This window comes from Geodermatophilus sp. SYSU D00965 (genome assembly GCF_054050075.1).
The window spans coordinates 220867-241013 of the sequence record NZ_JBJGYQ010000005.1; the positions used below are offsets into that span (position 1 = coordinate 220867).

General features: G+C 75.9%; 19 protein-coding genes. 10 read left to right on the forward strand and 9 right to left on the reverse strand.

Annotated features, from left to right (window positions below; all coding sequences use genetic code 11):
• Positions 1-4 precede the first annotated feature (4 nt).
• Positions 5-856 carry an ABC transporter permease gene (locus tag ACI789_RS06935; protein WP_457007425.1) on the reverse strand — a complete coding sequence of 284 codons (852 nt, stop codon included), beginning with the start codon at positions 854-856 and terminating at the stop codon, positions 5-7.
• Entirely contained in the window at positions 853-1905 is a 1053-nt protein-coding gene (locus tag ACI789_RS06940) for a glycosyltransferase family 2 protein (RefSeq protein WP_456920100.1), read from the reverse strand. Before ACI789_RS06940 ends, ACI789_RS06935 begins: the two co-directional genes overlap by 4 nt.
• 131 nt (positions 1906-2036) lie before the next feature.
• Here ACI789_RS06940 and ACI789_RS06945 point away from each other — a divergent pair, with 131 nt between their 5' ends.
• From ACI789_RS06945 to ACI789_RS06965, 5 genes are all read left to right on the forward strand, one after another.
• A complete protein-coding gene (locus ACI789_RS06945; RefSeq protein ID WP_457007428.1) occupies positions 2037-3245 on the forward strand; it encodes a 5-(carboxyamino)imidazole ribonucleotide synthase in 1209 nt (402 codons plus the stop codon).
• Between the two features lie 31 nt (positions 3246-3276).
• Positions 3277-3792, forward strand: a complete 516-nt coding sequence (gene purE, locus ACI789_RS06950; protein ID WP_457007430.1) for a 5-(carboxyamino)imidazole ribonucleotide mutase — start codon at positions 3277-3279, stop codon at positions 3790-3792.
• Positions 3793-3811: 19 nt separating this feature from the next.
• Positions 3812-4969 carry an acyl-CoA dehydrogenase gene (locus tag ACI789_RS06955; RefSeq protein WP_457007432.1) on the forward strand — a complete coding sequence of 386 codons (1158 nt, stop codon included), beginning with the start codon at positions 3812-3814 and terminating at the stop codon, positions 4967-4969.
• Positions 4970-5033: 64 nt separating this feature from the next.
• Complete coding sequence (locus ACI789_RS06960) at positions 5034-5402, forward strand: ArsR/SmtB family transcription factor (RefSeq protein ID WP_457007434.1); 369 nt, start codon at positions 5034-5036, stop codon at positions 5400-5402.
• Positions 5399-5881, forward strand: a complete 483-nt coding sequence (locus ACI789_RS06965) for an SRPBCC family protein (protein WP_457007436.1) — start codon at positions 5399-5401, stop codon at positions 5879-5881. Before ACI789_RS06960 ends, ACI789_RS06965 begins: the two co-directional genes overlap by 4 nt.
• Here the strand turns inward: ACI789_RS06965 and ACI789_RS06970 are convergent.
• Both ACI789_RS06970 and ACI789_RS06975 read right to left on the reverse strand, forming a co-directional pair.
• Entirely contained in the window at positions 5865-7190 is a 1326-nt protein-coding gene (locus ACI789_RS06970; protein ID WP_457007438.1) for an MFS transporter, read from the reverse strand. The genes ACI789_RS06965 and ACI789_RS06970 overlap by 17 nt on opposite strands.
• A complete protein-coding gene (locus ACI789_RS06975) occupies positions 7187-8539 on the reverse strand; it encodes an MBL fold metallo-hydrolase (protein WP_457007440.1) in 1353 nt (450 codons plus the stop codon). Before ACI789_RS06975 ends, ACI789_RS06970 begins: the two co-directional genes overlap by 4 nt.
• 82 nt (positions 8540-8621) lie before the next feature.
• On the opposite strand from ACI789_RS06975, the gene ACI789_RS06980 reads away from it, so the two are divergent.
• Positions 8622-9290: an ArsR/SmtB family transcription factor gene (locus tag ACI789_RS06980; RefSeq protein WP_457007442.1), complete on the forward strand. Its 669-nt coding sequence runs from the start codon at positions 8622-8624 to the stop codon at positions 9288-9290.
• 115 nt (positions 9291-9405) lie between these two features.
• On the opposite strand, the gene ACI789_RS06985 is transcribed toward ACI789_RS06980, so the two are convergent.
• The gene (locus ACI789_RS06985; protein WP_457007444.1) at positions 9406-10521 is read right to left on the reverse strand and encodes a glycosyltransferase family 4 protein; all 1116 of its coding nucleotides are present in this window, start codon (positions 10519-10521) and stop codon (positions 9406-9408) included.
• On the reverse strand, positions 10518-11759 hold the full coding sequence (locus tag ACI789_RS06990) for a hypothetical protein (protein WP_457007446.1): 1242 nt from the start codon (positions 11757-11759) through the stop codon (positions 10518-10520). Before ACI789_RS06990 ends, ACI789_RS06985 begins: the two co-directional genes overlap by 4 nt.
• A 227-nt stretch (positions 11760-11986) precedes the next feature.
• On the opposite strand from ACI789_RS06990, the gene ACI789_RS06995 reads away from it, so the two are divergent.
• The 4 genes from ACI789_RS06995 (at position 11987) to ACI789_RS07010 (ending at position 18270) form a co-directional block, all read left to right on the forward strand.
• Positions 11987-15097 (forward strand): arabinosyltransferase domain-containing protein, encoded by a 3111-nt coding sequence (locus tag ACI789_RS06995; protein ID WP_457007448.1) that lies wholly within the window; start codon positions 11987-11989, stop codon positions 15095-15097.
• Between the two features lie 90 nt (positions 15098-15187).
• Positions 15188-16186, forward strand: coding sequence for a decaprenyl-phosphate phosphoribosyltransferase (locus ACI789_RS07000; protein ID WP_457007450.1), 999 nt, complete (start codon positions 15188-15190; stop codon positions 16184-16186).
• Between the two features lie 33 nt (positions 16187-16219).
• Positions 16220-17827: a hypothetical protein gene (locus ACI789_RS07005; RefSeq protein ID WP_457007452.1), complete on the forward strand. Its 1608-nt coding sequence runs from the start codon at positions 16220-16222 to the stop codon at positions 17825-17827.
• Positions 17824-18270, forward strand: a complete 447-nt coding sequence (locus tag ACI789_RS07010) for a DUF6752 domain-containing protein (protein WP_457007454.1) — start codon at positions 17824-17826, stop codon at positions 18268-18270. The genes ACI789_RS07005 and ACI789_RS07010 overlap by 4 nt, the downstream gene beginning before the upstream one ends.
• Before the next feature lie 24 nt (positions 18271-18294).
• On the opposite strand, the gene ACI789_RS07015 is transcribed toward ACI789_RS07010, so the two are convergent.
• The 3 genes from ACI789_RS07015 to ACI789_RS07025 all read right to left on the reverse strand — a co-directional run.
• Complete coding sequence (locus ACI789_RS07015) at positions 18295-19116, reverse strand: DUF1028 domain-containing protein (RefSeq protein WP_457007456.1); 822 nt, start codon at positions 19114-19116, stop codon at positions 18295-18297.
• Between the two features lie 26 nt (positions 19117-19142).
• A complete protein-coding gene (locus tag ACI789_RS07020; protein WP_457007458.1) occupies positions 19143-19811 on the reverse strand; it encodes a CoA transferase subunit B in 669 nt (222 codons plus the stop codon).
• Between the two features lie 4 nt (positions 19812-19815).
• The coding region (locus tag ACI789_RS07025; protein ID WP_457007460.1) for a CoA-transferase at positions 19816-20147 on the reverse strand (332 nt) is incomplete at its 5' end.

The window sequence follows — 20147 nt, forward strand, 5'->3', positions numbered from 1 at the left end:
GGCGTCAGATCTCCTTCAGGACGGTGCGCTCCAGGCGGGCGAAGGAGGCCCACCCGACGACGAGCAGGACCAGGGTCGCGACGACGGACTTGCCGACGTCGCCCCAGTCCAGCTGTCCCGGGAAGAACCCGGCGCGGCACAGCTCGAAGATCCCGGCCAGCGGGTTGAGCGAGAAGAGCAGGTCGAAGGGCTCGGGGACGTCGGAGATCCCGTAGATCACCGGCGTCGCGTAGAAGCCCAGGCGCAGCGCGATCCGGACCAGCCGCTCGAGGTCGCGCACGAGGACCACCATCGGCGCGAGCAGCAGGCCGATGCCCAGGATCAGCAGCGCCTGCAGCACGATCGCCAGCGGCAGGAACACCAGCCGCCAGTTGACGTGCGCCGAGTAGAGGACGGCGAACAGAGCGAGCACCGGCAGGCTCAGGACGAACTCCACGCCCTTGGAGAGCACGACCCGCACCACCCAGATCTCGCGGGGGACGTTGGTCGAGCGGACCAGCTTCGCCTCGCTGCGCAGCGCCTTGGCCGTGTCGCCGACGGCGCTGTTGAACCAGGTCCAGGGCAGCAGCCCGGCGAGGAGGAAGACGATGTAGGGCGTCTCGCCGACGGTCCGGGTGAAGACCTGCGTGAAGATGAACCAGTAGATGCCCGCGAGCAGCAGCGGCTCGAGGATCGACCAGACGTAGCCCAGGGCGGAGTCGGCGTACCGGACCTTGAGGTCGCGTCCGACCAGGAGCCGGATCGCCCGGCGCCGCTGCCACAGCTGGGCCGGCCGCGTCCAGGGACCGGTCCGGCGGGCAGGGCGGGGCGCCGGGGTGGGCTCGGTGGTGACCTGGGTGTCGTCGACCGTGCTCACCGCGCCGTCCGTGCCGTCTGCAGAGTCGGCGACGGGCGCTGGCCGACCAGGAAACCCGCTCCCCAGCTCAGGTGGATGGTGGCGAGGACGACGGGGAACCACGCGCGCGCGCCCAGGCTCATGTGCCGGCTGTCGACGGTGGCCGCCGACACCAGGCCGAAGAGGTAGGCCACCGGGGCCAGCCAGCCCCAGCGCAGCGCCGCCACGCGGGTGCGGCGGCCGACCAGCCCGGCGGCCGCGCCGGTGAGGACCAGTGCGGTGGTGACCGGTGGGGCGAGGTAGCGCGGGTTGACCGTGTCGGGGTACTGGCGGATCACCTCGCGACGCCAGCGGCCGGTGTGGAAGAACTGCCGGACCAGCTCGGGCCAGGAGGACCGGGGTCGGTAGGTGACCGACAGGTCGGGGGAGAACCAGACCACCTCGCCGGCCCGCCGGATCCGCAGGTTGAGCTCCCAGTCCTGGGCGCGGTGGTAGTGCTCGTCGAAGCCCCCGAGCCGCTCGAGCACGTCCCGCCGGAACACGCCGAGGTAGACCGAGTCCGCGGGACCCTCGGCGCCGCCGACGTGGAAGCTGCCGCCGCCCAGGCCGATCCAGGACCGGTACGCCCGCGCGACGGCCTGCTCGAACGACGTCTGACCGACGGCGAGCATCAGGCCGCCGACGTTCGCCGCGCCGGTGGTCAGCAGGAGGTCCACCGCGCGGGCCAGGTAACCGGGGGAGAGCAGCCCGTGGGCGTCGACCCGGACGACGATGTCGTGGCTGGCCGCGCGCAGCGCCGCGTTCAGGCCCGCCGGGGTCCGCCCGGTCGGGTTCTGCACCAGGCGGATCCGCGGGTCCGACGCGGCGAGCCGGTGCGCGATGTAGTCGGTGTGGTCCTTCGAGGGGCCCAGCGCGAGGATGAGCTCGACGTCGCCCTCGTACGCCTGCGACAGCACCTCGCCGACGCTCTCGGTGAGCGTCTTGGCGCCGTTCAGGACCGGCATGACCACGGAGACGGAGGGCCACTCCCGCGTCGGGGACGCCGGGTCCCAGGCTTCTGCTACGGCCATAACGCAACCGATGCTAGGTCACTTCCGGCCGCCTCCCGGCCACCTCCGCGAAACCCAGTGGTGGGTGTGGCGACTGGTGCGGACGGGGCGGTCCGTCTCCCGCCGAGGCCCCCCGCATAGGCTCTCCGGTGATGAGCGACTCGCCGCTGGACCGCCGCACCGGACTCCCCGTCGTGGCCATGGTCGGTGGCGGCCAGCTGGCGCGGATGACGCACCAGGCCGCGATCGCGCTCGGCCAGTCGCTGCGGGTGCTGTCGACCGGCCCCGACGAGTCCGCGGCCCTCGTCGCCGCCGACGTCCGCCTGGGCGACCACCGCGACCTCGACGCCCTGCTGGGGGTGGCCGAGGGCGCCACCGTGGTCACCTTCGACCACGAGCACGTGCCCACCGAGCACCTGCACGCGCTGCGGGACGCCGGGCACCGCGTCGCGCCGGGCCCGGAGGCGCTGGTCCACGCCCAGGACAAGCTGGTCCTCCGGCGGGCGCTGGCCGCGGCCGGGGAGCCGCAGCCGGCCTGGGCCGAGGTCGCCTCCGTCGACGAGATCGCCGCCTTCGGCGACCGGCACGGCTGGCCGGTGGTGGTCAAGACGCCGCGCGGCGGCTACGACGGCAAGGGCGTGTTCGTGGTGGACGACGCCGCCGCGGCCGCCGAGCTCGTCGAGCGGCACGGCACGCTGCTGGCCGAGGAGCGGGTGCCGCTGGTCCGCGAGCTGGCCGCCGTCGTCGCGCGGTCGCCGTTCGGTCAGGTCGCGGTCTGGCCGGTCGTGGAGACCGTGCAGCGCGACGGGATCAACACCGAGGTGCTCGCCCCCGCGCCCGGTCTGGACGAGGCCACCACCACCGCCGCCCAGGAGCTCGCCGTGCGCGTCGCCGACCGGGTCGGGGTCGTGGGCGTGCTCGCCGTCGAGCTGTTCCAGACCCCGGACGCCGTCCTGGTCAACGAGCTGGCCATGCGGCCGCACAACTCCGCCCACTGGACGATCGAGGGTTCGCGCACCAGCCAGTTCGAGCAGCACCTGCGCGCCGTCCTCGACTACCCGCTGGGCGCGACGGCGATGACCGCACCGGTCGTCGTCATGGCCAACGTGCTCGGTGGGGAGGCCGCGGAGGAGGGGTGGTCCGGCCCCGCCATCGACGAGCGGGTGCACCACCTGATGGCGCACTGGCCCGACGTGAAGCTGCACTGGTACGGCAAGGGGCAGCGCCCCGGCCGCAAGCTCGGCCACGTCACCGCGCTGGGCGACGACCTCGCCGAGGTGCGCGCCCGCGCGGTCGCCGCCGCTCGTTACCTGGCCGACGGCGAGGTCGACCCGGCGTTCGCCTTCACCACCGAGCACTGAACCCCGACACCGAGCACTGGAGGAGCCCCGCGTGGACCCGGACCCCGGCAGCCCGGTCGTCGGCATCGTCATGGGCAGTGACTCCGACTGGCCGATGATGGAGCCGGCGGCCACGGCGCTGGCCGAGTTCGGCGTCCCGTACGAGGCGCACGTGGTCTCCGCGCACCGCACGCCGCGGCGGATGCTCGAGTACGCCGAGTCGGCCGCAGGACGCGGCCTGCGGGTGATCGTCGCCGGCGCCGGGGGAGCGGCCCACCTGCCGGGGATGGTCGCGGCGGCCACGCCGCTGCCGGTGATCGGCGTCCCCCGCCCGCTGGACCAGCTCGACGGGCTGGACAGCCTGCTGTCGATCGTGCAGATGCCCGCCGGCGTGCCGGTGGCCACGGTCAGCATCGGCGGCGGGCGCAACGCCGGGCTGCTCGCCGTGCGCATCCTGGCCGCGGCCGACGCCGAGCTGCGGTCGGCCGTGGAGCGCTTCCAGTCCGACCTCGCCGACGCCGTGGTGGCCCGTGACGCGGCGCTGCAGGAGCGGTTCCGCTCGACCTGAGCCGTCCTACGATCTACCCGTGGGTAACAACGCCGGCGGGCTGTACGCGCTGACCGAGGAGCACGAGGCGATCCGGGAGGCGGTCCGGGACATCTCGGAGCGCGAGATCGCGCCGCACGCGGCCGAGGTGGACGCCGAGTCGCGGTTCCCCGTCGAGGCTCGCAAGGCGCTGACCGCCGCCGGGTTCCACGCCACGCACATCCCCGAGGCCTACGGCGGCGAGGGTGCCGACGCCATCGCCACCTGCATCGTCATCGAGGAGGTCGCCCGCGTCGACGCGAGCGCCTCGCTCATCCCCGCCGTCAACAAGCTCGGCTCGACGCCGATCCTCCTGTCGGCGTCCGAGGAGCTCAAGCAGGCGGTGCTGCCCTCCATCGCGGCGGGCGACTCGATGATCAGCTACGGGCTCTCCGAGCGGGAGGCCGGCTCCGACGCCGCCGCGATGAGGACCCGCGCCCGGCTCGAGGGCGACACCTGGGTGCTCAACGGCACCAAGGCGTGGATCACCAACTCCGGGATCTCCGACTGGTACACGGTCATGGCCGTCACCGACCCGGACAAGGGCGCCAAGGGCATCTCCGCGTTCGTCGTGCACAAGGACGACCCGGGCTTCGCCGTCGGGCCCAAGGAACGGAAGATGGGCATCAAGGGCTCGCCGACCTGCGAGCTGTACTTCACCGACTGCACCATCCCGGCCGACCGCATCGTCGGCGAGCCCGGCACCGGCTTCAAGACCGCGCTCCGGACGCTGGACTTCACCCGGCCGACCATCGGCGCGCAGGCCGTCGGCATCGCCCAGGGGGCGCTCGACGCCGCGGTGGCCTACGTCAAGGACCGCAAGCAGTTCGGCGCCAGCATCAGCAGCTTCCAGGGCGTGCAGTTCATGCTCGCCGACATGGAGATGAGGATCGAGGCCGCCCGGCACCTGGTCTACGTCGCCGCGGCCGCGGGTGAGCAGGGCCGTCCCGACGTCACCCGCGTGTCGGCCTCCGCCAAGGCCTTCGCCTCCGACGTCGCGATGCAGGTGACCACCGACGCCGTCCAGCTGTTCGGCGGCGCCGGCTACACGCTGGACTTCCCCGTCGAGCGGATGATGCGCGACGCCAAGATCACCCAGATCTACGAGGGCACCAACCAGATCCAGCGCATGGTGATCGCCCGGAGCCTCCTGAAGTAGGGCGCCGGCCCGGGTCGTCCCGAGGGGTTGACGCGATCAAACGGTAAGAGGACTCTTACCGTTCGTGGACGCTTACCGAGACGAGGACGGCTGGTCCGCGCTGGGCGACCCCACCCGGCGGGCCATCGTCGCCGCCCTGGCCGAACGGCCGCGCGCGGTCGGCGAGCTCGCCGCCGAGCTCCCGATCAGCCGTCCCGCGGTGTCCCAGGCGCTGAAGGTCCTCAAGGACGCCGGCCTGGTCACCGAACGCCCCGTGGGCACGCGCCGCATCTACCGGCTCAACCCCACGGCGGTGGCCGCCCTGCGAGACCAGTTGGACACCTTCTGGTCCCGCGCGCTGGCCAACTACGGCGACGTCCTCGCTCCACCGCACGACGCACGGCCGCACGACCCAGGAGAGAACCCCGAGCAACCGGCAGAGGAGAGGCCATGACCCAGGCACCGGCCGCGGTGGTCCGTCGGCAGATCGTCGTCGACGCCCCGATCGAGCAGGCGTTCGCCGTGTTCACCGAGCGCTTCGGCGACTTCAAGCCGCGGGAGCACAACCTCCTCGCCGCGCCGATCGCCGAGACCGTCTTCGAGCCGCGGGTCGGCGGCGCCATCTACGACCGCGCCACCGACGGCAGCGAGTGCCGCTGGGCCCGGGTGCTGGCCTACGAGCCGCCGGCCCGGGTGGTGTTCAGCTGGGACATCGGCCCCACCTGGCGGGTCGAGTCCGACCCCGAGAACGCCAGCGAGGTCGAGGTCCGGTTCCACGCCGAGACGCCCGAGCGCACCCGGGTGGAGCTGGAGCACCGCAACCTCGACCGGCACGGCCCCGGCTGGGAGGCCGTGGCCGGCGGCGTCGGTGCCGACGACGGCTGGCTGCTGTACCTGGAGCGGTACGCCGCGCTGGTCACCGCGGGCGGCTGAGGTCCGGGCGCCGTCGTCCCGGGGCGGGCTGGGGACGCCCGTGCGTCTCGTACATCCGTCCCGCGACGACGGCGCCGGAGGCGGCCGTGAGCGCGGCGACCACCCAGACCGCGACCGCTGGGCCGAACGCGTCGGCGACGACGCCGGCCACCAGGGCGCCGACGGCGAACCCGCCGTCCCGCCACAGCCGGTAGACGCCGACCGCGCGGGCCCGCCAGGCCGGGTGGGCGACGTCGCCGACGACGGCCAGCAGCGTGGGGTAGACCATCGCGGTGCCCGCGCCCAGCAGCACCGCGGCCAGCGCCCAGGCGCCGAAGCTGCTGCCGAGGGCGACCAGGGCCAGCGCGAGCGCCTGGACCTCCATGCCCGTGGCGATGAGCCACTTGCGGCCCAGCCGGTCCGAGGCTGCGCCGGTGACCAGTTGGCCGAGGCCCCACACGGCCGGGTACAGCGCCGCGAGCACGCCGATCTGCCCCACCGAGAGGCCGGAGGCGGCGAACAGCAGCGGGAACAGTCCCCAGGCGAGGCCGTCGTTGAGGTTGTTGACCAGGCCCGCCTGGCTGGCGGCCGAGAGCGCCCGCTCCCGGAAAGAGGTGAGGACGGCGACCTGGCGGGTGGACAGCCCGCCGTTGTGCGCGCCGGCGTGCCCGGCGGCCTCGAGCCGGGCGTGGTCGCGGGTCTCGCGCACGGCCAGCCCGGAGGCGCCGAGGCCCAGCGCGATCACCGCGGCGCCGAACAGGAACGGTGCCGGGCGCAGCCCGTAGGTGGCGGCCAGCCAGCCGGTCACCAGTGCGGCGACGGCGACCGCGCCGTAGCCGGCGGCCTCGTTCAGGCCCATCGCCAGGCCGCGGCGGGCGGGACCGACCAGGTCGATCTTCATGACCACCGTGGTCGACCAGGTCAGTCCCTGGTTCACGCCCAGCAGCACGTTCGCCGCCACGACCCACCACCAGGTCGGCCCCCAGATGAGCATCGCGGGCACCGGCAGGGCGACCAGCCAGCCGGCCACGAGCACCGGCTTGCGGCCGAACCGGTCCGACAGCGTGCCGGCGAGGAAGTTCGTGGCCGCCTTCACCAGGCCGAAGGCGGCGATGAACGCGAGCCCGGACGCGAAGCCCGGAACGCCGAACGTCTGCTCGGCGAGCAGGGGCACGACCGTGCGCTCCTGACCCAGCGTCGCGCCGACGAGGGCGTTGACGGCGACGAGCAGCACGAACTGGGGCAGGTTCTGCCGCAGCCCGAGCCGGATCGGCGGGGCCGGGGCTCCTCCGGCGGACGGCGCGCCGACGGAGCCGCCGGCCGAGGTCACGCGGTGACCTCCAGCGCGGCGCCGGTGGCCGTCGCCCACTCCTCGGCGCCGGCGAGGAGGACGGCGACGTCGCGGTGCCCGGCCCGTTCCAGGACGCTGGCGGCGGTCATCGCGCGCTCGCCGTGCCCGCACATCGTGACCACCGGTCCGGCCGGCAGGTCGGCGGCGGGCAGCGCGCCGAGTTCGACGTGGCGTGCCGAGGGCAGGTGTCCGCCCGCGTACTCGCGGTCCTGCCGGACGTCGAGGACGCGCGCGGGGTCCACCTGCCCGGGCTGCAGCAGCGGGACCGTGGCGACCGGCTGCCCGGCTGCGGCCCAGGCGGCGACGCCACCGGCCAGCTCGCCGGCGAGGACGTCGTAGCCGACCTTGCGGGCCTGCCAGACCACCTCGTCGGGGTCCTGCTCGGCCCGCCGCACGAACACCAGGGGGGTGGCCGGGTCGGGGACCAGCCAGCCCAGCCAGGTGGCGAACACCGGCCGCAGGCTGATGGCCAACGAGCCGGGGACGTGCCCGGCGGCGTACGTGGCGGGCGGGCGGACGTCGACGATCTCCGCCCCGGCGGCCCGTGCGGCCAGGACCTGGGGGACGGTCAGGCGGGCGAGGCAGGCGTCGGCCGTGAGCGGGGCCGGGCCGCGCCGGTTGACCTCGGCCAGCCGCCGGAAGTACGCCGGGAACGAGCCGAGGCTGTCCAGCAGCCGGCCGACGAAGGCATCCTCGTCCGCAGTGGCCAGCAGCGGGTTGGTCGCCTTCTCGCGCCCGATGGTGCTGCTGCGCGCCGCACCGGGCGGGGCCGAGCAGAACGAGCCGGCGCCGTGGGTGGGCCACACCTGGACCTCGTCGGGCAGGGTGGCCAGCCGTCGGAGCGACGCGTACTGGGCCCGGGCCAGCTCCTCGGTGCGGTCGGGGTCGACCAGGTCGGTGCGCGCCGCCGCGCCGACGAGCAGGGAGCCACCGGTGAACACCCCGAGGGGGCGGTCGCCGTCGGCGAGCAGGTAGGCGAGGTGCTCGCCGGTGTGCCCGGGGGTCCCGAGCGCGCGCAGCGTCAGCCCGCCGAGGTCCACCTCGTCGCCGTCGCTCAGGCCGTGGTGGGTGTAGGCCCGGGAGCCCGCCGCGGAGGCGAGCAGCCGTGCACCACCGGCGGCCAGGTCGACCGCGCCGGTGACGAAGTCGGCGTGCAGGTGCGTGTCGGCGGCGAACGCGACACTCCAGTCGCGCGCCCGGGCCGCCGCGTGCACGGCGCGCAGGTCGCGGCTGGCGTCGACGACCAGCGCGCGGCCGTTCCCGAGGCCCACCATCCAGGTCGTGTTGCCCAGGCCGTCGTCCACGACGGGGACCAGCTCCGGCGCCATGACCCCCTCCGTTCAAGGGAATGCTTGAACGATGGTCCCGCCCGCGTAAGGTGTCAAGCGATGTCTTGAACGAGGAGGTCGCGTGGGGGATCGGCAGGCGAAGAGCGCCCTGTACGACGCGCTCGCGTCGGTGGGGAAGGCGCTGGGCAACGGCCGGCGGGCGGAGCTGGTCGACGTGCTGTCCCAGGGGGAGCGCAGCGTCGAGGAACTCGCCGGAGAGATCTCCCAGACGGTCGCGAACACGTCCCAGCACCTGCAGTTCCTGCTCCGCGCCGGGTTGGTCCGCACCCGGCGGGACGGCCCGCGGGTCCGCTACTCGCTGGCCGGTGACGCCGTCGGCGCACTGTGGCGCACCATGCGGGAGGTCGCCGGCGAGCACGCCGCCCGCATCGACGAGCTGGCGGCGGCCTACCTGGGCGACCGGTCGCAGCTGGCGACGATCGGGCGCGAGGAGCTGCTCGACCGGATGCGGGCCGGGGAGGTCGTCGTCCTCGACGTCCGGCCACCGGCCGAGTACGCCGCCGGCCACCTGCCCGACGCGATCAACGTCCCGCCCGACGAGCTGGCGGCCAGGCTCCGCGACCTGCCCGACGGGCAGCCCGTCGTGGCCTACTGCCGCGGCCCCCTGTGCGCCTACGCCGACACCGCGGTCCGTGCGCTCACCGCGCAGGGCCGGTCCGCGTGGCGACTGGTCGACGGGTTGCCGGAGTGGGCGGCCGCCGGCCTGCCCGTCGTCCGGGCGACGGCCTGATCGATCAGCGGACGGGCGTCCAGGCCAGGCGCGGCGAGGGCTGCTGTGCCCCGGCCCGCATCGGAACCGGCGTCGAGGGCCGGTGCGGCTGCGCGGACGCCTGCTGCGCGGACCGTCAGCGACCGGCCACGGACGTGAACAGCTCCTCGTAGGCGTCCAGCACCGTCGACAAGGCGTAACGCTCCCGCGCCCGTGCCCGGCCCTGCTCCGGGTCGGGCCGGGCCGCGGCCAGCCGGGCCAGCCCCGCCGCGATCGCGGCGGCGTCCCGCGGGGGGACGACGGCGCCGAAGCCGGTCTCCCGCACCGGCGTGCGGACGCCGGGCAGGTCGCTGGCCAGTACCGGGACCCCGGCCAGCATCGCCTCGACCTGCACGATGCCGAAGGCCTCGAACGCGTTGACCGACGGCAGCGCGAACACGTCGATGGAGGCGTAGAGGTCGGCGATGTCCTCCTCGGGCAGGAAGCCGAGCAGCCGGATGCGCGGGTCGCCGGCGGCCACGGCGCGCACCTCGTCGACGACCGAGCCGCCGGCCACGTCGGTGAAGTCCCCGCCGATGAGCAGCCGGGCGTCCGGGTCGGCGAGCGCGCGGAAGCCCCGCACCAGGTACTGCAGGCCCTTCTCCTCGACGATCCGGCCGAGGAACCCGACGTGCAGGCCGGCGCCGTCCCGGAACCGCGGCACCCCGGCCGGGCGGTCCAGGCAGGGCGGCGGGACGACCGCCGTCCGGCCGGCCATCGCCGGCCACAGCCGGCTGGACCGCGCGTAGTCCTCGCTGGAGACGACGACCCGGTCGCTGCGGCGCAGCGTCTGCCGGCTGGCCAGGTCCACGCCCCAGGTCTGGACGCGGTTGAGCGGGCCCGGCGGCAGGCTGACGTCGCAGTGGTAGGTGGCGACGAGGGGCGAGCCGAGCCCGGCCAGCAGCGCGGCCTCGGGCATGGGGAGGTGGAGGTTGGTCACCGACGCCGTCCGGGCCGCGGCGCGCACCCGCCGCACCAGGTCGGGGCTGACCACGCCCTTGCCCAGCCGCGCCAGCACCGGGGTCCGCTCGACCTCGACGCCGTTGCGCACCTCCCGGGCCGGCAGCCGCCGGTCGTGCCGGCTGGCGACCACCCGGACCCGGTGACCGCGCTCCACCAGGCCCTCGGCGACGTCGCGGGCGACGTTGGTGAGGCCGCTGACGTAGGGCGTGTAGTAGTCCAGCGCGATCAGCACGTCGAGCCGGTCGGTCACCGGAGGTCCTCCCGTCGGTCGAACGTGCCGTCCCCGCCGGCCCCCGCCGAGCGGAACAGGACCGAACCGGTCCAGGCCAGGGCGGCCGCCGAGCCCCCTGCGAACGCCAGCGCCGCGCGGGCCACGAGGTCCGGCACCACCCAGAAGAGCACGGCCGCCGCCACCAGGCCCACCGCCCACCCGATCGCGCTGTCCCGGTGGCGGCCGCCGGCCACGAGCGCCTGGCTGGTGACCAGCAGCCCGAGGTGGACGACGCTGCCGGCGGCCAGGACGGCGACGTCCGCGCCGGGCAGCACGTAGCGGGGACCGAACAGCAGGGCGACCACCGGCGGGCCGGCCAGAGCCCCGGCGACGGCGGCGACGCCGGCCCCGGCGGCGACCAGCCCGGCCCAGCCGAGCAGCAGCCGCCGCAGCCGGCCGCGGTCGCCGGACGCGCCGACGGCGGCCAGCGGCCGGATGAGCGCGCTCTGCAGCGGGACGACGACGAACAGGGGGAGCCGCACCAGGGTGAAGGCGGCGACGAACGCCGCCGCGACGGCCCGCTCGTCGGGCTCGGCCGCCCCGGTCACGAGCACCGGCGCCGCGTTGAGCAGCGCCTGGGCGCACAGCGCCCCGACCACCAGGTGCCCGAGGTCGGCCAGAGCCAGCCGCGGGCGCGGCGCCGCGGTGCCGGCCGCGCGCCGGCCGGTCGAGAGCAACCGGGCCAGCAGCGGGAGGTGCGCCAGCGCCAGCGCGGCCACCAGGGTCCAGCCGAAGGCCTCGACCGAGGGCGGGTCGGCCAGGGCGGCCACCGTCGCCGCGCCGGCGACCCGCAGCGCGCCGTCGGCCACCAGGACCGCGCCGTACCGGCCGGCGGCGCCGCGGGCCATGAGCAGCCCGCGCAGCACGAACTGCCCGGCCGAGACGGCGCACACGGCGAGCAGGGCCAGCAGCAGCCCCACCCGGCCGCCCAGCGCCGGGGACAGCAGCGGCCAGCCGGCCAGCAGGACGGCGGCGCTCAGCCCGGTCAGCAGCGCGGCGGCGGGCAGCGTCCCGCGGGGCAGCGCACCCGCCGGCGGCCGGTCGTGCAGCAGCCGGGTCAGCTCCACCTCCAGCGGGAGGAACACCCCGAAGCCGACGACGAGGGCCAGGGACCAGTAGGCGCCGAAGTCCGCGTACTCCGCGGCCGGCAGGGCCCGGGCCGGCAGCGCCAGGTAGCCGTAGGTGAGCACCCCGGACACCGCCAGGCAGGCCGCCATCCAGCTGAGCGAGGGCAGCAGGCGCCTGCGTCCGGGCGCGGCGGCCGGCGTCCCGCTCCGGCCGGCGGTCAGCGCGCCGGCCCGGCCGGTCGGGGCCGGGTCTCCTGCGCAGTCACGCCCAGGACGGTATCGGGGCCGGGCCGCCCGCGCGGTGCCCGCACCCCGCCGCGCGGACGGCAGGGTGTCTACTGATCGTCTGCCCCCGAGGAACCCCAGGAGGATGGCCGGTGGACGTGGTCGACCTCGACCGAGCCGGCGCCGTCCCCGGGGAGGAGCCCGCGCCCCGCCCGGCCCGGCGGCTGCGCGGGCCGGTGCCGCTGCTGCTGGCGCTGCTCGCGGTGCTCTGCGCGGTCGCGCTGCCGCTCGCCCCCGTGGAGATGAGCGTCCCCACGGTGAGCTGGCCGCAGGACCCGCAGCGGCCCGCCGCCACGATGCTCGAGCTCACCAACCAGGAGCCGCTGGCCCTCGACGTCCGGTTCAGCTGCGCGGCGGTCGCCGCCGCGGCGGCCACCCCCGAGGGCGTCGTCGTCTCGACCCTCGTCCCCGGCCACCCCGCCGCGCAGACCGACGGCCTGCTCGTCACCGCCCGGGACGGCACGCTGCGCGTCCTGGCCCGCGGTCAGGAGCTGCTGGCCGAGCCGGTCCGCGGCGGGGACTGCGCGTATGGCGTCGAGGCCTCGCGGGCCGGCCTGTCGGTCACGCGGGACGGCGTCCGGCTCGCCTCGGTCCCCGTCGCCGACGGGCCCGACACGCTGCCCGACGTCGACGTGCTGGCCACCAGCGTGACGCGGCTGCCCACCGACGACGACCTGCGCGTGCAGGTGACCGTCGACGACCAGTTCAACACCACGCCGACCGCGGTCAAGGGCGTGCTGGTGGCCGTGCTGCTGCTCTCGGCCGCGGGGGCGCTGGTCGCGCTGTGGCGGCGCGAGCGGGGCCTGCCGCGGCCCGCCCCGGTCGACCGGGGGCCCTCCCCGGGGTGGCCGGCCCGCGTCGTGGACGTGCTGGTCGTCGGCACGCTGCTGCTGTGGTGGTTCATCGCGCCGCTGTCGGACGACGACGGCTACTACGCGGCGATGGCCCGCAACGCCTCGGCGGAGGGGTTCGTCGGGAACTACTACCAGATCCTCAACCAGTCGTTCACGCCGTTCACCTGGTTCTACCGGCTGCTCGGCTGGTGGCAGCAGGTCGGCACCAGCCCCGTCCTGCTGCGGGTGCCGGCGCTGCTGGTCGGCCTGGGCACGTGGGTGCTGCTGCGCCGGTTCGTCACCCGCCCGGGCGGCCTGCCGGACGAGTGGGCGGGCCGGCGCGCCGCGCGGCTGGCCGTCGTCGTCGTCCTCGCGGCGACCTTCCTGGCCTGGTGGCTGCCCTACGGCATGGGGGTCCGGCCGGAGGCGGTGGTCGGCCTGCTCGCGCTGGCGACGATGACGGCGGTGGCCGCGGCCCTGCGCACCGGCCGGCTGCTGCCGCTCGCGCTGGGGGTCGGCGTGGCGGCCATGGCGGTCGTGGTCCACCCGACCGGTTTCGTGGCGCTGGCGCCGCTGGTCGCCGCCCTGCCGCGGCTGGTCCCGCTGGTGGCCGGCGGGCAGCCGTGGCGCGAGCGGCTCACCCGCACCGCGCTGGTCGTGGCCCCTGGCGCCCTCGCGAGTGCCGCCGCCTTCGCCGACGGCACGCTCCACGACTTCCTCCGCGGCCAGGCGGTCTTCCTGTCCATCCAGGCGCAGGACGACTGGACCGGTGAGTACCAGCGCTACGGCTTCCTGCTCGCCAGCAACCCGATGGGCGCCTACGGCCGCCGGGCCGCGGTCCTCGTCGGCATCGTGCTGCTGGCCTGGTTCTGGCTGGCCGCGGCGGCCGCGCGGGGGCGCGGGGACCGGCTGCCGGCCCTGCTCACCCTGGCCGGCGGCTCGCTGACCGCGGCGTTCCTGCTGCTCTGGCTGACGCCCAGCAAGTGGACCCACCACTTCGGCGCGCTGGCCGGACTCGGCCCCGCGTTCCTCGCGCTGTTCCTCGTCGCCCTGCCCGTGCTGGTGCGGCAGCTCACCGGCGGGCGGAGGGCCGGGCCGGCGCTGCCGGTGGTCGCCCTCGGCTCGCTGGCGGTCGCGGCCGCGCTGGCCCTGCACGGGCAGAACGAGTACGCCTACTCGTGGCTGCCCGGGCTGCCCAACCCCCAGGAGGCCCCGCACGTGGGGCCGCTCCGCTTCGACAACCCGCTGCTGTGGGGCGCCGTCGCGGTCGTCCTGGTGCTCCTCGCCCGCCGCCACCTGCGCCGGCGGGGCGGCCGCGGGCCGGCCTGGACGCTGGCCGCGCCGCTGCTGGTCCTGCTGTTCCTGGGGACCTCGCTGGGCTACCTGGTCGGCAGCTTCGGGCTGGCGACGGTCCGGACGCTGGACGGGTACTCCCCGTGGGCCGACGCGCTGACCGACCCGCTCGCCGAGGACTGCGGGGCCGCCGACGCGCTGCGCGTCTTCGACGTCTCCGCGGCCCGCCCCGTGCCGGCCCGCACACCGACGCCGGAGCCGGGCGCACCGTTCGTCCGCGGCGGCGGGTGGTTCGCGCCCGGCGTCCCCCCGGCCGAGCCGGGGACCGGCGCCGCGACGGAGACCTGGGGGAGCCTGCCGGGCGGGGGCGGGTCCGAGGACCTCACCGGCAGCACGACCACCCCGTGGTTCGACCTGCCGGCGGTGGAGGGCGACGACGTCCTCGCCGTGCTCGCCGCGGGCCGGCTGGACGGCGGCAACCGGCTGGAGGTGCAGTTCGCCGCCGACGGCGGGGCAGGCGAGCCGCGGGTCGTGCGGACCCAGGAGCTGACCGACGCCGTCGGCTCACCGGTGTGGCGCACCTTCCCCCTCGACGTGGCGGCGGCCCGGGCGGACGGCGCGACGGCGCTGCGGCTGGTGGCGCAGGACGCCAGTGGCGGGCCGGGTGGCTGGCTGGCCTTCACCGGGCCGTCGGTCCTGCCGCTGGTGCCGCTGCGCGACTACCTGCCGGCGGACGCGACCGTCGCCGTGGCGTGGCAGGTCTCCTTCCTCTTCCCGTGCCAGCACCTCCCGGTGATCCGCCACGGGATCACCGAGCCGCCGGAGTACGGGGTCGTCTGGCGCAACGGCGTCACCGGCTACGGCATCACCGAGAGCACCTGGACGGTGCCGCGGGGCGGGCTGTTCGCCCCGGTGCAGCGGACGTCGGGCAGCACCGAGCTGGCCGCGTTCATGCCCTCGGCGCCGAACGTGCGCGACCTGCAGGTCTTCCGGTTCGTCGTCCCGTACCCGACCGACGGCTACGACCTGGTGAGCACCCGCGTGACCCGAGCGGGGTGGGCCGGGCCACCGGTCTAGCGACACGGGCGCGACCTGGGGTTGTTTGCCCCCGGCTGAGAGGGTGCACTGATACGGACGACCGCAGGACCGCACGAGGGAGGAGGCCGGGTGGAGACCGACGGCACGGCCGCCACGCGCGCCGCCCACGTGCGCTTCGAGGCGAACACCGCCGTGCAGCCGGAGTTGCCGGCCGTCGCCCTGCCGGTCCCGGGCGCCGCGCCGCGGCGCACCCCGGTCACCGTCGCCGGCGGGCTGGTGCGGGCCGTGCGCCCGCGGCAGTGGGTCAAGAACGTGCTGGTCTTCGCCGCCCCGCTGGCCTCCGGACAGGTCCTCGACGCCGACGTGCTGGGCCCCACGGTGCTGGCCTTCGCCCTGTTCTGCCTGGCCGCGGGCGGGGTCTACCTGGTCAACGACGTCCGGGACGTGGCCGAGGACCGGCGGCACCCGCGCAAGCGATCCCGGCCGGTGGCCGCCGGCACCGTCCCGGTGCCGGTCGCGCTGGTCGCGGGCGTCGCGTTGCTCGCCGGGTCGCTGACCGGCGCGCTGCTGCTGACCCGGCCGGCGCTGGCCGGGGTCCTGGGCGCCTACGTCGCGATCTCGCTGGCCTACTCGTTCTGGCTCAAGGACCAGCCGGTCATCGACCTCGCCGCGGTGGCCTCCGGGTTCCTGCTGCGGGGCGTCGCCGGGGGCGCGGCGGCGGGCATCGCGCTGTCCCAGTGGTTCCTGCTCGTGGCCGCCTTCGGTGCGCTGTTCATGGTGGCCGGGAAGCGGTACGCCGAGGCCGAGGCGCTGGGCGACGCCGGGGAGACCCGGCGCTCCCTGCGGTCGTACTCGCCGAGCTACCTGCGCTTCGTCTGGAGCCTCTCGGCGGGCGTGACCTGCACCGCGTACAGCCTGTGGGCCTTCGAGATGGTCGAGGCCGCCCACGGCTTCCCCTGGCAGACGCTGTCCATCGCGCCGTTCGTGCTGGCACTGCTGCGCTACGCCGTCGACGTCGACCGCGGCAGCGCCGGTGCACCGGAGGAGATCGTGCTCGGCGACCGCGGGCTGCTGGTGCTCGGTGTCGTCTGGGTGGCGATCGTGGCGATCGGGGCCTGGGCGGCCTGAGCCCGGCGCCCCGCGCCGGCAGCGCCCTGAGTCATGCGACGCATCCTCTCGGTCTGGCCCACGGACTCCGGCCTCGTCTACGAGGTCGACGGCGCCGACCCCGCGACCGGGGACGGCGCCGTCGACGTCGACCTCGACGGACGGCGGATCTGGTCGTTCCGCCCCGGGACGACGCCGGTCCCGCCGGAGCTGCGGCCCGAGGGCCCCGCGCCGGAGTCGCTGCGCTTCCAGGAGTGGCCGGCCGCGCTGGTGCCCTGGCTGCGCGGGCGGGCGCGGATCCGGCTGACGCCGAGCGGCGGGACCGACGGCCCCGAGGCGACGGTCGACCTGGGCGGGGGTTCCGGGCCGGTGCACCTGGCCGACCGCCACGGCCGGCCGCTGGTGGTCAACAAGTGGGGCCGGCTCGGGCACGCGCTCGCCGACGCCGACCTCGGCCTGGTCGGGCGGATGCTCGACTCGATGGACCGCATCCGCGACGTCCTCACCGAGCACCTCGGGCCCCGGGTCTACGTCACCGGCGGGACGCTGCTGGGCCCGGTCCGGGAGGGCGGCCGGCTGCTCCCGCACGACGACGACGCCGACCTCGCCTACCTGAGCCGGGCGGTGCACCCGGCCGACGTCGTCCTGGAGTCCTTCGCGCTGGGCCGCGCGCTGCGGGCGGCGGGGTTCCCGGTCGTCCGGCTCTCCGCCGGCCACCTGCAGGTCCTCGTCGAGCACGAGGGCGTGGAGGACCACTACGTCGACGTGTTCACCGGCTTCCGGCTGGAGGGCCGGTGGTACCAGCACTTCGGGATCGGCACGGACGCCGGGGAGGAGCGCCTGCTCCCGCCGGGGACCGTGCAGGTCGAGGGGCGCCCCGAGCCGGCACCCGCGGACCCCGAGTTCATGCTGGAGACCATCTACGGGCCCGGCTGGCGCACCCCCGACCCAGGTTTCACCTTCGACATCCCCCCGGCGACGGCCGACCGCTTCTACGGCTGGTTCGCCGACTACAACGTCGAGCGCGAGCCGTGGGAGGACGAGGTCCTCCTCGCCCCCGTCGCCCCCCACCCGGCTCCTCGGGCCACCGCGTTCGCCCGCTGGGTGGACGACCGGACGCCACGGGGGGAGCGGCTGCTGGAGCTCGGCTGCGGCCTGGGCGGCGACGCGCTCGCCCTCGGTGCGGCCGGCCGGACGGTGCACGCGGTCGACTTCTCCCGGCACGCGGTCGCCGTCCTGCGCCAGGCGCTGGCCGGCCGCGACGACCTGGCCGTCACCGCCGACGTGGTCAACCTGCTCGACCTGCGCGCCGTGCTGCGGCTCGCCGCCGAGTGCACGGCCACGCCCGGCCCGTGGACCGTGTTCGGCCGGCGGCTGCTCAACGCGCTCGAGGACCGCGGCCGCGACCACGTGTTCCGGCTGTGCGGCGTGCTGCTGCGCCGCGGCGGCGCCGCGCGCTTCGACCTGGTCGCCGACCGCGGCTACCCGGGGATCGCCCCCCACCGCCACCTGACCCTGGAGCAGGTCGTCGAGGAAGCCGGCCGGCACGGGCTGGTCCTCGACGAGGCCGTCCGGGTCGTCGAGCCGATGACCTGGTTCGGCGCCCCGGAGGAGCGGCTGGTCGAGTCGTGGCGGACGACGTTCCGACGGAGGACCCGATGACCATCCCCGACCCCGCCCCGCGCCGCTCGGCCCTCGCCGGCCCGGCGCGCGTCGTCCGCCGGGTCCTCGCCCCGGCCGGCCTGGAGCTCGAGGGGCAGCTGCGCGGGCTCCAGGAGGAGTTCGCCCGCCTGCGCGAGGAGGACGAGCGGCTCCGCCGGGAGAACACCGAGCTGCGCGAGCAGCTGGCGGAGGCGGTGCGGCGGCTCGACGACCTCGAGCAGCGCGCGGCCCGGACCGAGGAGCGCATCGACGGCCCGCCCGACGCGCGCGACGGCGGGCTGGCCGCGGAGGTCGCCCGGCTGCGGGACGGCCTGCACCAGGAGCGCCGGCTGCACCTGCGGGTGGCCGAGCTGACCGACGTCGTCACCGAGCTGGTGCTGCCCCTGCACGACCGCGAGGTCGACCCCGCGGCCCTGGCCCGGCTGCGGCCGGACACCCTCTGACGAGCCCAACCGCCTGACCGCCGGTCACTCCAGCAGCCGGGACACCCCCGAGAGGCGGGCGTCGCCGGCCATCGCGGCCAGCCAGGCCGACCAGCCCGGCCGGGCCCGCATCGCCTCCAGTGCGGCCCGGGCGCCGTCCCGGTCGCCGCGCTGCGAGGCGGCCAGCGCGGCGTAGAGGTCGCGGGCGCCCTCGGGCGCGAACAGCGCCAGGTGCTCGTAGTCGCGCTCGTCGTAGGCCCGCTGCAGGTTGCGCAGCATGCGCAGCTGCGCCACCGGGTCGCCGGAGTCGTCGACGCGCAGGTCCATCCGCACGCCGTCGTCCTCGTCGGTGGCGGGGTCGCCGCTGACCACGAGCAGCGCCGCGGACTGCCGGCCGCGCAGGTCCCCGCCGGCGTCCTGCCCGGCGGTCAGCGCGGCGAGCAGCCGGTCGGGCAGGTCGCCGCGCGCAGCGGCGAACGCCTGCGCCATCGCCGGCAGCACCTCGGGGGAGGCGAGCATGTTGCCCTGCACGCTGCACTGGTCGCCGACGAGGTGGCCGCTGACGGGGAACGAGCCGCGCCCGGTGTCGGCGGCCACCGCCCCGGACGCGTCCAGGACGGCGATCTGCCGGTCGACGTCCTCGGCGGCGTGGGCGGCGGCCCGGACGAGCCCGTCCGGGCTCTCGCCGCGCTCCAGCCCGGCCAGGAGCGCCGGTCCGAGGCCGCGCCGGCTGCGTGCCTGGACGGCGACGACGCCGACGCCCGGCCGCACGGCGGGCACCGCCCGGCCGACCGCCAGGATGCACGACGAGACGGCGATGCCCAGCTCCCCGGTCGCCGGGTCGCGGGCGACGACCGAGAACGTCACGCGGCCTCGTTCCTGCCGGTCGGACCTCAGACGGTGGCGGGGAGGGTCATCTCGGTGAGGTCGTCGGCGAGGGTGAGTGGGGCGCCGGTGGCCTGGGCGACCTGGTCGGCGGTCACGCCGGGGGCGGTCTCGCGCAGGGTGAACCCGGCGCCGGTGATGTCGATGACGGCCAGGTCGGTGATGATCCGGTCCACGCAGGCCTTGCCGGTCAGCGGCAGGGTGCACTCGGCGACCAGCTTGGGGGAGCCGTCGCGGGCGGTGTGCTCCATCATGATGATCACCCGGCGGGCGCCGTGGACGAGGTCCATCGCGCCGCCCATGCCGTTGACCATCTTGCCCGGGATGAGCCAGTTGGCCAGGTCTCCGCGCGGGTTGACCTGCATCGCGCCGAGCACCGCGACGTCGAGGTGGCGGCCGCGGATCATCGCGAAGGAGGTGGCGGAGTCGAAGAAGGACGCGCCGGGCAGGATGGTGACGGTCTCCTTGCCGGCGTTGATCAGGTCCGGGTCCTCCTCGCCGGCGAAGGGGTAGGGGCCCACGCCGAGGATGCCGTTCTCCGAGTGCAGCACCACGTGCACGGTCTCGGGCACGTGGTTGGGCACCAGGGTGGGCATGCCGATGCCGAGGTTGACGTACTGGCCGTCCTCGAGCTCGGCGGCGACGCGGGCGGCGAGCTCGTCGCGGGTCAGGGCCATCGGGTCAGTTGCCTTCCTGCACGGCCTCGTCCCCGGCGGCGGCCGGCGCGGCGCCGGCGGCGGGGCGGGGGCGGGTGGTGAGCTTCTCGATCTTCTTGTCGTCCGGGCGGGCGCGCACCACCCGGTCGACGAACACCCCGGGCAGGTGCACGTCCTCGGGGCGGATCTCGCCGGGCTCGACCAGGGTCTCGACCTCGGCGATGCAGATCCGGGCGGCCATGCCGGCCAGCGGGTTGAAGTTGCGCGCCGACTCGTGGAACACCAGGTTGCCGTGCCGGTCGCCGACGGCGGCGCGGACCAGGCCGAAGTCGGCGGTCAGCGCGGTCTCCAGCACGT

What these genes read in the sequence shown, in the direction of transcription:
- ACI789_RS07020 (WP_457007458.1), bottom strand. Translation starts at nt 19,811, where the DNA reads ATGGCCCTGACCCGCGACGAGCTCGCCGCCCGCGTCGCCGCCGAGCTC.
- ACI789_RS07005 (WP_457007452.1), top strand. Translation starts at nt 16,220, where the DNA reads ATGCGACGCATCCTCTCGGTCTGGCCCACGGACTCCGGCCTCGTCTAC.
- ACI789_RS06945 (WP_457007428.1), top strand. Translation starts at nt 2,037, where the DNA reads ATGAGCGACTCGCCGCTGGACCGCCGCACCGGACTCCCCGTCGTGGCC.
- ACI789_RS06975 (WP_457007440.1), bottom strand. Translation starts at nt 8,539, where the DNA reads ATGGCGCCGGAGCTGGTCCCCGTCGTGGACGACGGCCTGGGCAACACG.
- ACI789_RS06965 (WP_457007436.1), top strand. Translation starts at nt 5,399, where the DNA reads ATGACCCAGGCACCGGCCGCGGTGGTCCGTCGGCAGATCGTCGTCGAC.
- ACI789_RS06990 (WP_457007446.1), bottom strand. Translation starts at nt 11,759, where the DNA reads ATGGCGGCCTGCCTGGCGGTGTCCGGGGTGCTCACCTACGGCTACCTG.
- ACI789_RS07010 (WP_457007454.1), top strand. Translation starts at nt 17,824, where the DNA reads ATGACCATCCCCGACCCCGCCCCGCGCCGCTCGGCCCTCGCCGGCCCG.
- ACI789_RS06940 (WP_456920100.1), bottom strand. Translation starts at nt 1,905, where the DNA reads ATGGCCGTAGCAGAAGCCTGGGACCCGGCGTCCCCGACGCGGGAGTGG.